Source organism: Bacteroidales bacterium, from assembly GCA_018334875.1.
In the GTDB taxonomy this organism is placed as follows: domain Bacteria; phylum Bacteroidota; class Bacteroidia; order Bacteroidales; family UBA12077; genus JAGXLC01.
On sequence record JAGXLC010000089.1, the window covers coordinates 1 to 13654 of the forward strand.

Annotated in this window: 7 protein-coding genes; 6 read left to right on the plus strand and 1 reads right to left on the minus strand. The window is 45.2% G+C overall.

Features of this window, described 5'->3' with window-relative positions; all coding sequences use genetic code 11:
- A partial coding sequence (locus tag KGY70_09260) for a right-handed parallel beta-helix repeat-containing protein (GenBank protein ID MBS3775364.1) occupies positions 1-1754 on the minus strand: 1754 nt, incomplete at its 3' end.
- A gap of 148 nt (positions 1755-1902) precedes the next feature.
- On the opposite strand from KGY70_09260, the gene KGY70_09265 reads away from it, so the two are divergent.
- The 6 genes from KGY70_09265 to KGY70_09290 all read left to right on the plus strand — a co-directional run bounded on the left by KGY70_09265 (position 1903) and on the right by KGY70_09290 (position 13653).
- Entirely contained in the window at positions 1903-2919 is a 1017-nt protein-coding gene (locus tag KGY70_09265; GenBank protein ID MBS3775365.1) for a hypothetical protein, read from the plus strand.
- A gap of 15 nt (positions 2920-2934) precedes the next feature.
- Positions 2935-5595, plus strand: a complete 2661-nt coding sequence (locus tag KGY70_09270) for a beta-glycosidase (protein ID MBS3775366.1) — start codon at positions 2935-2937, stop codon at positions 5593-5595.
- A gap of 192 nt (positions 5596-5787) precedes the next feature.
- Positions 5788-8211 (plus strand): glycoside hydrolase family 95 protein, encoded by a 2424-nt coding sequence (locus KGY70_09275; protein MBS3775367.1) that lies wholly within the window; start codon positions 5788-5790, stop codon positions 8209-8211.
- A gap of 336 nt (positions 8212-8547) precedes the next feature.
- Entirely contained in the window at positions 8548-10143 is a 1596-nt protein-coding gene (locus KGY70_09280; GenBank protein MBS3775368.1) for a sulfatase, read from the plus strand.
- A 156-nt stretch (positions 10144-10299) separates the two neighbouring features.
- Positions 10300-12090: an arylsulfatase gene (locus KGY70_09285; GenBank protein MBS3775369.1), complete on the plus strand. Its 1791-nt coding sequence runs from the start codon at positions 10300-10302 to the stop codon at positions 12088-12090.
- A gap of 27 nt (positions 12091-12117) precedes the next feature.
- A complete protein-coding gene (locus tag KGY70_09290; GenBank protein ID MBS3775370.1) occupies positions 12118-13653 on the plus strand; it encodes a sulfatase in 1536 nt (511 codons plus the stop codon).
- Position 13654 lies beyond the last annotated feature (1 nt).

The window sequence follows — 13654 nt, forward strand, 5'->3', positions numbered from 1 at the left end:
TCTCTTCCGACCACAATATTGTTCTCAAAAGTAAAGGAGCGGTGGTCTTCCACACGGGTAGCCTGAACCTGATACATATCGGCAAAAGCAAATATATTGTTGGTAATGTTATTTTCACGACCGTAGTGCTGATGGAATCCGCCGGTTTTTGTATTATATACCAGGTTGTTCTTCATGGTGATATCCGAAGATCCCTCGTCGGTATATAATCCCCAGCCACCGTAGGAATAGGCATGAATGTCGTGGACTACATTGTTGTTGATCTGCGTACCTTCCGATTTACCAAGGGTATAAACACCTGCCATGTCGCTTAGCAGGGCCCACCCGATGTGATGGATGCGATTATATTCTATTTTGTTTTTTTTGGCCGGGCTGTAGGAATACCCCCAGACCCATCCGACGGAAACCCCTGAATACCGGAAGTTGCCAATATCATTATGCAGGATCCTGTTGTTCCCGCTTTGTCCGATCCATACGCCTACACCACTGGGAAAATTATATCCGCCTCCCTGTATGATACAATTTTCTACCTGAATGTTCTCCGTGAGATTTGATGAATCTTCGGGTATCTGCGTATCTCCGATTCTTACGCCCCCTGCTCCCAGATCATGGACATAACATCGCTTCATAACACAATCATTCGTGCCTTTACGGAACCAGATTCCATGCTGCCCGGTATGGGCTATCTCACAATCCTCAAATACAATATTCTCTGCATGATCAATCTCCAAAGCTGCACCTATCGTATTGGCAGCCTGGGCGGGCTCAAAACCGGAACGCGGGAGGTTGTAATTGGAATGATGAAAACGGATGCCTTCAAAGGTTATGTTTTTCACTTTTTCCTCCGGAGTCCCTTTGATCACCAAAAGCTTGTCAGTAACCGGAATGTTGAAATTCAAATTTTGACCCTTTTCTTCTTCTTTGGGTATATAATAAAGCTTGGATTGTCCGTTGCTTTTCGAAGCATACCACTCGCCTGGCGCATCCAGGGCATCTTTATAGTTTTCCAGGAAAAAGCGCGTACCTTCTTTCATGGGATTCCAGGGTTTCATGCCCGTTCCCATGGTTTTAAATACACCAGCCTTTTCACTTTTACCCGACAAATAACGGATGGTATTGTCCCACTTAAAAAAGGCATGAAAACGCACATCCTGGAGCTTCGGGAGGGATAAACCCAACAGGTCTGCTGTAGTCTTTTCCGGAAAGAAAAGCTGCTGTTCTGCTTTTTCCGGCACTCTTCCATCCCCCTTTTCAATAATTTCTTCCTCCACATTCTCAAACCGGAAAAATCCGCTGTCGGGAGTTCTGGCCCGCCTGGCTCGTTTCCCGTTGACATAAAGATCAAACAATTCTTTGGGACCGGAAAAGGATAGGCTGCAGATCTCTGTTGTAGTTTCCAGCTTCATTGACTTCGCCCCGCTTATCACAGGTTCGGCTCCCTGAACAGCTTGCCAGATGATCTCAATGTTTTTATTGCCACCAAAATCTTCATTGAAGGTCAGCGGCTTCTGAAGCGTATAGGTTCCATCATGCAACAACACCCTTAAAGTACCCTGCTTCATTTCAGAGAGCCGGTCCTTCAATTCATCCTGAGCTTTTCCCAGGGTCTTTAATGGTGCTTCCTCATTACCAGCACTGGAATCATCTCCATCCGGGGAAACATGAATCTCGTTTTCCGTTCCACAGGAGATAAAAAATACGGTAAGTACCAGCAAAATATATTCGCTTAGTCTCTTTAAGTGATAATCATTCATCGTAATATCATTTATGGTAGATATAAATTCTTGTACCAAAATAACAAAATTCTTTTATATCTTTATGAATTCAGGTCGTACAAAAATGTTTCTTAATATTGAAATCCCAGGAAAAGCCATAAAGTACTCATTTCAAAAGTTTAGTAATATGAAAAAACCTGTTTTATATTTCATCTTATTTTTAGCCTTTTTAGGCCCCATTTTCGTTTACGGACAGCAGCCGGAAATAAGAAAGATCTGGGACAAAGCTCCCCATAATGCCTTCACCGATCTGATACGGTACAAATCCTATTTTTACTGCACATTCCGGGAAGGTGAAAGCCACGTTCCCCATGATACAACAGAAAATGGAACCATTCATATCATTCGCTCTAAGGATGGAAACGAATGGAATTCCGTGGCCTCTTTAACAAGCGACAAATATGATCTTCGCGATCCGAAACTTTCCATAACTCCGGACAACAAGCTTATGGTGCTCATGGGAGGCTCGCATTACCGGAAAGGTGAAAATCTGGAGAAATTATCCCACGTTGCATTTTCGGGCAATGGTTCTGATTTTACCCAACCCAGACCGGTTGCCATAGAAGAATCCGTTCGCACGCAACACGACTGGATATGGAGAACCACATGGAGAAAAAACACAGGTTATGCTGTAGTTTACCAAACACGGCTACCGGACGATACCTGGCAAACGAGACTTCTGAAAACAAAAGATGGCCTTTCCTACCAACACGTTTGCGAACTCGATGTGGGTTCAAAACCAAATGAGGCTACCATCCGCTTCGACGGAGAACAGATGTTCGTATTGGTTCGTCGTGGCAATGGCGCCAACGGGATGCTGGGCAAAAGCCGGCCGCCTTATCAGGATTGGACCTGGCATGAACTGGGATTTCGCCTGGGAGGCCCCAATTTCCTTTTTCTGCCGGATGATAAGCTTTGTATTGGCAGCCGCCATTACAAAGATTCGGGAGCCCGAACAGCTCTTTTTGTAACAGACAGACAAGGTAACTTAAAGCAAACCATCGACCTGCCCAGCGGGGGAGATACAAGCTATCCGGGAATGTTGATCTTCAACAACAAACTCTGGGTATCCTATTACTCCAGTCATGAAGAAAAAACGGCCATTTACCTGGCCAAAATAAAAATGAACAATTTGTTGAAATAAATAAAGATCAGTATAATGGAAAAAAGACATTTTCCCTGCTTCATCAGTAAAAAATACATTTTCTTTCTATTTGCAATATTTTTTGTCTCTGTGGTAACCGCCCAGGAGAATCATCTAACAGGTGACTGGTATGCCAAAAAAGCCAATCAAACCCAGCAGGATGGCCAGACATTAACCCGCCACGACATCAACAGCCACAACTGGCTGAATGCAGTGGTCCCCGGAACAGTCCTCACCACCCTCCTGCACAATAACGAAATTCCGGATCCCTTTTATGCAACAAACAACGACTCGATACCCGACATTTATAATACAGGGGTGGATTACTACACCTATTGGTTCTATACTACTTTTGAAATCCCGAAATCAAAGGAATACTCAAATGTATGGCTCAATCTCCGGGGCATAAATTATTCCGCCGAAATATATCTGAACGGCCATAAAGTAAACCGTGATAGCATAAAAGGAATGTTTCTCCGCCATCGGCTGAACATCACTGATCTCACAAAGCGGGGCGAGAAGAACCGGCTGGCCATACTGGTCCATCCGCCCAATCCACCGGGAAAGGCCAATGGTGGTCAGGGGGGTGACGGTATCATAGCCAAAAATGTAACCATGCAGTTTACTGCCGGCTGGGACTGGATAAAACCCATCCGTGACCGGAATACCGGCATCTGGGACAAGATCTCCGTAACCACCAGCGGGCCGGTAACGCTTGAAGATCCGTATATTATAACGGATGTTCCCGGAAAACGGGAACCGGAAGAAGAACAGTACCCCGCTTATGTGAATGTTGCTGTTCAGGCACAAAATCATGGGGAAAAAGCGCTTTCAGGTTATTGCACTTATAAAGTGGGAGCTTATTCAGATACTATGTCCATCCAAATACCGGCAGGAAGCAAAAAACGAATCGAATTCGAAACCCTGGAAATTCAGGATCCAAAACTCTGGTGGCCCAACGGCATGGGAAAAGCCAACCTCTATCCGGTAGAAATACAATTTTTTAATAAAGACAGTCAAACTTCCGACAACAAAAACCTGAAAATCGGAATCCGGGATATTACCACAAAAATGGATACATCTTCAGGAGGACGTATGTTCAGGGTCAACGGCCAGAAACTTTTTATCCGGGGAGGCAACTGGATCGCTTCGGATGCCTTGCTTCGATTGTCTGCTGAACGTTATGAGCATGAAGTACGGATGCATGCAGAAGCCAATTTGAATACCATCCGCATCTGGGGCGGCTCCATTACTGAAAGGCCCGAATTTTATGAAGCCTGCGACAAGCACGGCATACTTGTATGGCAGGATTTATGGATAACAGGAGATTGCAACGGCAGATGGAGGGATCCGAAGAAAAAGGAAAACCGCAAACAAAGGCGTCAATATCCCGATAATCACCAGCTATTCCTTAAGTCAGCAAGGGATCAGATAAAGATGCTGCGCAACCATCCAAGCCTTTGTGTATGGATCGGTGGCAATGAATTTCCTCCCCCTCCCGGTATCAACGATTCATTGAAAAACAAAATCTTTCCTGATCTCGACAGAAAAAGGGAGTATTTCGAGTTGTCCACTTCAGAAAACCTTTCCCAGAACATATATCCCGGAACAGTTGGAGATGGTCCTTACGGCTACCAGGATCCGGAGATGTTTTTCAACAAAAGACACTATCCCCTTAATTCGGAGATTGGCTCTGTCGGGATGCCGGTCTATGAAACTCTTGAAAAAATCCTCTCTCCCGAACATATAAAAAATTTTCCCGGCACAAAAGATGAACCTGACAGAGAATGGCGCTACCATTGCTATATTGGTTACAGTACCGGTCGTTTTGATTACATCGATATTTATGGTACCCCCGAAACTGCAAAGGCATTCTGTGAACAGGCACAGATTGCCAATTATCTGCAATACCGTTCCCTTATAGAGGGCATGAATGCACAGATGTGGAACTGGTACACCGGGGTGCTGATATGGAAAACCCAGAATCCCTGGAGCTCACTGAGAGGTCAGCTCTACGACCATTCACTGGCACAAAACGGTGCTTTTTATGGTGTCAGGAAAGCAGCAGAACCATTGCATGCTCAAGTTAATTTGGGCGATAGAAGTGTAAAAGTCGTCAATACTACTGCCCACAACAAAGAAAATCTTACACTGGAAAGCAGTATTTATGACAGGTTGGGAAAGCAACATAAAAAAACAGTTCGAAGTATTTCCATCCCTTCCATGGATACCAAACGGCTATTCAAAGTCTATCCTCCATCTGATACCACCAAAGTGTTCTTTGTGAAGCTAAAGCTTTTAGAAAACAACAGAGAAATTTCCGAAAATTTCTACTGGCTCAGTGACAACCGCTATAACTTTAGGTATCTGAACCAATTGAAAGAGGTTCAGGTATCCCTGAGTGACGAAAGGCTAGATGATAGCACTATAAAAATCAACCTGAAAAATGAAAGCAGTACTCCTGCCCTTTGGAACCGGCTTCAGCTTCACGACTCCAAGAGCAATGAAAGGATTCTCCCCGCTTTTTATTCGGACAATTATTTTTCTTTGCTTCCGGGTGAGTCGAAAACAGTAACAATTGATCTCCCCGCGGGTGCTGAGAAAGAAACAGCGGATATGTCGGTTGAACTTTCCGGATTCAATACAGAAAACCGGAAAATTCAAATTATGGAATGAAACCCGCATCTAGGAACCTTTACAACAAGGAGATGATTAACATGCGGGTTCCATGGCAATACAAGCAGAGTGTATGAATTTAGCATGTAAATCAAATTGGAATTCAAAGCTTTAATAAACTGTTAACCGAATGAATAAAAAAACATTAGTTTTTATTATATTTGGAACCAAACAGATAAGAAATTCAAAGTCATGAAAACCCTAAAAACCCTTTATCGCCCAATTTTTCTCCTTTTCGCTTTACTCATATCCATTAATGTTTGGTCTTTACCCGAGAGTGAAGATCCACCTTTCATGCTGTGGTACAATCAGCCGGCAGCAGAATGGACAGAAGCCCTGCCGCTTGGTAACGGCAGACTTGGGGCCATGGTATATGGAACCATACAGCAGGAAAGGATACAACTAAACGAAGAAAGCCTGTGGGCAGGACAACCGGTAGATGCACATCCTCCTGAATTCAGGGAACATTTACCAGAGATACAGGAAGCGCTGCTGAATGACAATCCGGCGCGGGCCAAAAAGCTGATGCAGCAATACGGCACGCAACGCCCCACTTCTTTTCGCTCATACCAGCCGTTAGGAGACATCCTGCTGTCATTTGAAGGACTGAATGATACCAATAACTATCGTAGAGAACTCAATCTCAATACAGGCATTTCAAACGTAGCTTTTGATTCGGAGGGGCAGCATCATACCAGGGAAACTTTCATATCCGCAACGGACGATGTTCTGGTAATAAGGCTTCAGGCAGGAGATAGAGATAAGCTTAACCTGGATATTCACCTTACCCGCTCAAAAGATGCCCAGACGAAAGCCGCAGACAACAACACCCTTATATTTAAAGGTCAGATTATTGACAGGAAGCCCCCGGAAGGACCCGAACCCAACCCGGGCGGATCCGGTCCTGGTGGAAAACACATGCGGTTTGGCGGAGTCCTGAAGGCCTCGACAGAGGGCGGAAGCATTATTTCCAGGGACAGCACCTTACAAATTAAGGAGGCCAGCCAGGTAACCATTCTTTTTTCTGCTGCTACAGATTATGATTTAAGCACCATGAATTTTGACCGCACCACTGATCCGGTGGCTAAAGCCCGTGCAACAGTTAATAATGCCATGCAAAAACCTTACAGAGTGCTTCGCAGACACCATGTTGCAGAACACCGGGAGATGTTCGAAAGGGTGGACCTTAATCTGGGACAGAGCCAGCAAGACAACCTTCCTACAAACAAACGTCTTGAAGCCTTAAAAGAAGATAAAGCGGACCCTGCTTTGGTCGCTTTGATGTTTCAATACGGCAGATACCTGCTGATGAACAGCTCACGTTATCCTGCAAGATTGCCGGCAAATCTCCAGGGTGTATGGAATAAAGAAATGTGGGCTCCCTGGGAAGCAGATTATCACCTGAACATCAACCTGCAGATGAATTACTGGCCGCACAATCCCGGAAACCTGCCGGAGACGATCATTCCTTACCTCAATTTTGCCGAATCATTGGCAGAACATGGAAAAGAAACAGCCCGCAAAATGTACGGAGCAGATGGCTGGGTAGTCCATCATTGTACAAACGTTTTCGGCAGGACTACACCTTCGGGCTCTACGGAGGAATCCCAAATAAACAATGGATACTTTCCCGTGGCGGGAGCCTGGTTTTTGATGCCTCTGTGGCGACACTATGAATTCTATCGCGACAAGCAACTGCTGGAGGAAAGAATATATCCATTAATGAAAGGTTCGGCGGAATTCATACTCGACTTCCTGATAGAAAATGAGCAGGGACAACTGGTAACCGCCCCGTCCCACTCCCCGGAGAACCTTTATATCCATCCCGAAACGGGAGAACCTCAGCGGTTAACTGTGGCAGCCACTATGGATATCCAGATCATCCATACCCTCTTTTCCGCCTGCATTCAGGCAGCCGACATCCTTGGCAAAGATGCCGGATTGAAAGAAAAGCTCCGTACAGCCCGTGAGAAATTGCCGCCGGTTCAGATAGGGGACGATGGTACCATACAGGAGTGGATCAGGGATTATGAGGAAGAGAATCCGGGCCACCGCCATATTTCCCATCTCTTCGGATTATACCCGGGAACGACGATTCATCCGGGCAAACCAGAACTATTCAAAGCCGCGGAAAAAACAATTGAACGACGCCTGGCTCATGGCGGCGGCCATACCGGCTGGAGCCGGGCATGGATCATCAGCCTTTTTGCACGGCTGCAGGATGAGGAGAGGGCCCATGAAAATGCCCTGGCGTTGCTTAAAGAATCCACACTGACCAACCTGTTCGATACCCATCCGCCTTTCCAGATCGACGGAAACTTCGGATTTACTGCAGGCATTTCAGAAATGCTGATGCAAAGCCACAGGGATACCATTCGTATCCTCCCGGCCCTGCCCGATAAGTGGGAAAAGGGATATATCAGAGGGTTACAGGCCAGAGGAAATTTCCGTGTAGACATTCACTGGGACAATCATAAGCTGAGAAGAGTGGCCGTAACCTCCAAACAGGGCAATATGTGCACCCTACGGTATAGAGATTCCACCATAACATTCAATACCCGGGAAGGAAAAACCTATGTATTCGATAACAATCTACTTCCCATAGATGAAGATTAAAACTTTAATTGCGGTCTTAAAAGATTGAGATCAATGTGTTGCCACCATTATTTAAAATTAGGAGTTCCTTACTTTTTATTTTTAGAGCTCCTGTTTTGATCATTAAAATATTGGATCATTGGAATTTGTTTAGGATTTAGAATTTAGAATTTAGAATTTAGGATTTTGACATTTAGAATTTCCAGCTTATCTGGATTAGAGTTTGATATATTAAAGTCTGTCCTCAATTAACTATGAATCGCAAATATTATTTTTATTTTTGTTAAAAGATATTACTTCTGAATATGGATAAATCTAAATAAAACCATAAGCCCTATGAAATCATTCAATCCCTTAATGGATCTCTATGCTCAAAGCTCATGCAAAGGAATAAAAGCCAAATGGTTCATTTTAGGCCTGGGAGGGGCTGCCGTTGCAGGATTAACCGGCTGTGACACCTCCGAAGATGATAAGCCTGAACAGCCCAATATTATTTATATTATGGCTGACGATCATGCTTATCAAGCCTTAAGCTGTTACAGCGGAGAACTTATCCAAACTCCGAACCTGGACCAAATTGCAGAAGAAGGCGTTCAGTTTACCAACAGTTTTGTCACCAACTCCATCAGCGCCCCCAGCAGAGCTGTGCTGCTCACCGGCAAACACAGCCATCTGAACGGGGTTATCGACAACCGCGAACCCTTTGACAGCACCCAGGTGACCTTCCCGAAATTATTGAAGGATGCAGGCTATCAAACTGCAATGATCGGTAAATGGCATCTGAAAACCCAGCCCACAGGCTTCGACTTCTGGAAAGTATTGCCGGGGCAAGGAGACTATTACAACCCGGTATTCATAGAAAATGGCAAAAGAGTCAAAGAAGAAGGCCATTCTACCAATCTGATCACCAATTTTGGTCTCAACTGGCTTAAGCAAAGGGATAAAGACAAGCCTTTCAGCATGATGGTACATTTCAAAGCACCCCATCGAAACTGGATGCCTGACACAACAGAATTTGACAGATTCGATGATACGAAATTTCCCGTTCCATCTAACTTCTTTGACGATTACGAAGGAAGAAAAGCGGCTCAGGAACAAGAAATGAGCATATGGAAGGACATGCGGCTGGTATGGGATCTTAAGCTGTTGGATGACGAGGGAGAAATAGAAAACGGAAGAGGAGGTTTCAAGAGTAAAATAAACAGAATGAATCCTGCCCAGAGAAAGGCCTGGAATGAAGAATATGATCCCAGAATCAATGATTTCAAAAACGCAAACCTGGAAGGCAAAGAACTGGCCCGCTGGAAATATCAGAAATACCTTACCGATTATTTGCGGACTATTGCCGGAATAGACCGGAATGTAGGCAGAATTATGGAATACCTCAAAGAACAAGGCCTCGCTGAAAATACATTGATAATCTATGCTTCCGACCAGGGATTTTATCTGGGAGAACACGGTTGGTTCGACAAACGGTTCATGTATAACGAGTCCCTGCGAACCCCACTCATCATGAGACCCCCCAAAGGGTATACGGCACGGGGCGAAATTGATGAAATGGTACAGAATATAGACTATGCCCCTACCATGCTGGATATAGCAGGAGTAGAAATTCCTGAGGATATGCAGGGTCGCTCAATGGTTCCCCTGTTGAAAGGAAAAGATACTGAGTGGCGCGACAAGCTCTACTATCATTACTATGAATATCCCGGTGCCCACTCGGTAAAACGGCATTACGGAATCCGCACCGAACGCTATAAGCTGATGCATTTTTACTATGACATTGACACATGGGAGCTGTACGATCTGAAGAAGGACCCTAAAGAAATGAACAACCTTTACGGCAAGGAAGGATACGATGAAATTACCCGCAGGTTGAAAGAACAACTGGAAGAACTGAGGGATAAATACAAGGTTCCGGAAAAGGATCCTTACCTACCTGAATCTGAATAATCCATATAAACAAATAGCTTATGAAACCCGCATCTAGGGACCTTCACAACAAGGCAATGAATAAAGCATGCGGGTTCCATGGCGAATGAAGCACAAGACTCAAATTTTGAGATTTTATTTAATTGAATTATAAACATATAATCAAACTCTATCCGAATGAATACTTCCGTTTTATCTTCTTTAGGTATAGCATCCCTTCTTTTTTCGGCATGTAACCATGCCACCGAAGGGGAAGCAGAACAAAATGCAGACAAAAAAAATGTAATCCTGATCATGACTGACGACCAGGGATACGGAGACCTGGGCTTTACAGGAAATTCCATTGTTAAAACCCCAACAACAGATAGTCTGGCTGAGGAAAGCGTACAATTTACCAACTTCTATGTTTCACCCGTAAGTGCCCCTACCCGGGCAAGCCTTATGACCGGGAGATATTCGCTGCGCACCGGCATATATGATACCTATAACGGAGGCGCCATAATGGCCAACGAGGAGGTTACGGTGGCTGAAATACTCAAAGACAACGGATACCACACGGGAATCTTTGGCAAATGGCATCTTGGAGACAACTATCCTTTCAGACCGATAGATCAGGGATTTACTACCTCACTTGTACATCGAAGCGGGGGCATCGGCCAGGTGGGTGATATAGCCAACTATTTTGAGTTCGACAGCTCCTATTTCGATCCCGTGTTGTACAAAAACGGCAAAGAAGTACAGACTGAAGGTTATTGTTCCGATGTATATACCGAGGAAGCCATTGACTTCATCCGGGAAAACAGAGCGGAGCCTTTTTTCCTTTATCTGTCATTCAATGCTCCGCATACACCTTTGCAACTACCTGAGGAATATTACGAGATGTATAAGAACATAGATCCCTCCGACCGTGAAGCCTTTCCGGGCAATCGGCCTTTCCCGGATGATATGTCGGAAAGCGAGAAAGAAGCCGCCCGCAAAGTGTATGGTATGGTCACCAACATTGATGATAACATGGAAAAGCTCTTCACAACCCTTGAAGAAAATGGCCTGGAGGAAAACACACTGATCATCTTCCTGACAGACAACGGACCTCAGCAACGCCGATACAAGGGAGGTTTCAGAGGGAGAAAAAGCAGCGTTTATGAAGGCGGAATCCATGTACCCTTCCTCATGAAGCTGGGAGACGAATTTCCGTCAAACAAAACGGTGGATGTTCCCGCCGCCCATATTGACATACTCCCCACTATTCTGGATATCTGTAACATATCTATGGAAAAAGAAGTGCAGATAGACGGGAAAAGTCTGCTTCCGCTCATCCAGGGAAATGAGTTACCCTGGGCCGACCGCCCGTTGTATTTCTACTGGCAAAGAAGCTATCCGGAACCTTACCGGAATGTTGCCGTAAGGAAGGGGGATTACAAACTGGTGGGACATGCTCCTTACACCGCATCTCTTGAAGATCTGGAGTTATTTAACCTGGAAAAAGATCCCTATGAACAGGACAATATCCTCTCATCCAACAAGGAACAGGCCCGTGAATTCAAATCCCTGTTTGATGACTGGTACGGGAAGATCATGGAAAGTCCTCATCTTAACGAAATCCAGTCCATCAAAGTGGGAATCGATCAGGAAAACCCCGTCATTCTGAACCGTAATGATGCCAAGGGGCAACCGGGGATATGGAACCAGATGGAAATTTATGGATATTGGGATATTGAAGTGGTTCAGGAAGCAGATTACGATATTGTTTTCCATTTTCACAAACCGCTGGAAGAAAGCGGTACCATGAACCTTCGCATGGGTACGGTTAAACGGACAATTCACAATGAAATGGGTATGGGCGAAAATACAAGAGAAATAACCATGCCGGGGATACATCTAAAAAAGGGACAATACAGTGTAGAAAGCTGGTACAGCAGCCAGGGAAGGCATATTCTTCCGTTTTACGTGGAAATCAAACAACAATAATTCAGGAACAATATAAAGTAACGCATGATGTTGAAAAACACAACGCCCAACTTCTACGCAAACCGTTTAATTTATGGCCTTGCAGGGCTTGCCACAATTGGTTTTTTACCGGATGGAGAAGCCGCTGCAGACAACCAGCAGCAGAATAAGGAACGTCCGAACATCCTCTTCATCATGGCCGACGACCACACCAGTCAGGCATGGGGGTGTTACGGATCGAGGCTGGCCGACTATGCCCCTACTCAAAATATAGACCGGCTGCGCAGCCAGGGTGCCTTGCTGCAGAATTGTTTCTGCACCAACTCGATCAGTGTCCCTTCCAGGGCGTCGATCCTAACCGGCCAGTACGGCCATCTGAATGGGGCAAAGACCCTGCAGGGCAGGCTCGACCCGGAACGGGACAATCTTGCCAAAAGATTGCAAGAAGCCGGATATCAGACAGCCCTTGTGGGAAAATGGCATTTAAAAAGCCAGCCTTCCGGATTTGATTATTATAACGTATTACACGGACAGGGTGACTACCACAATCCCACGCTTTATGAATCCGGAAAAGACTGGGAAGGAGATGGAAAAGAATATGATGGCCATTCGGTGGATGTGATCACCTCGCAGGCATTGGACTGGCTGAAAAACCGCGATGACAGAGAGGAACCTTACTGCATGATGCTGCACTTCAAATCGGTACATGAGCCTTTTTACGGGCCCGAACGATACCAATGGCTTTATAAGGGAGAGACGCTGCCCGAACCCGAAGACCTGCTGCGGGATGAAAGTCCGAAGAATAAAGTCTTTAAAGGCTGGCCCCTTGAAATTCTGATGAACCGTTTCCTGGAAAGACCCAAACGCTATGCTCCTCCACCGCTAAAATTAAATACAGACGACCCCGACAAGAAGAGGCGGGCAACCTATCAGAAATTCATCAAAGATTACCTGAGAGGCGTGGCCGGAATTGACGAGAGCATAGGACGCGTGATGGAATACCTTGAGAAGACCGGTCAGACAGAAAATACTGTCGTGATCTATACCTCTGATCAAGGTTACTTTCTGGGAGAACATAACCTGTTCGACAAACGGTTCATGCTTGAAGAATCAGCCCGAATGCCTTTCATCATCAGGTATCCCGAAGAGATTGACCCGGGAACCACTGTGGAGGACATCATCCTTAACATTGATTTTCCGGAGCTTCTCCTGGATTATGCCCGTACCGATATTCCTGACTACATGCAGGGAAGAAGTTTCCGGGAGAATCTCAAAGGCAATACCCCTGATGACTGGCGGGATGCGATGTATTACCACTACTGGACCCATCAGGAAAGGCGTCCGAGCCATTACGGCATCCGTACCGACAGGTATAAACTGATATATTATTACGGCCTTCAGCGAATGGGACATGAGCCCGACTCCTGCTGGGAGCTGTATGATCTGGAGAAAGATCCCAAGGAACTGGTTAATCTCTATAACCAATCCGAATATAAAAAAGTGATCGAACGGCTTAAAGAAAAACTGGAAGTACTAAGAGACAAATATAATGATACGTCAAACCCTCTGAAATCTGATTTATAAG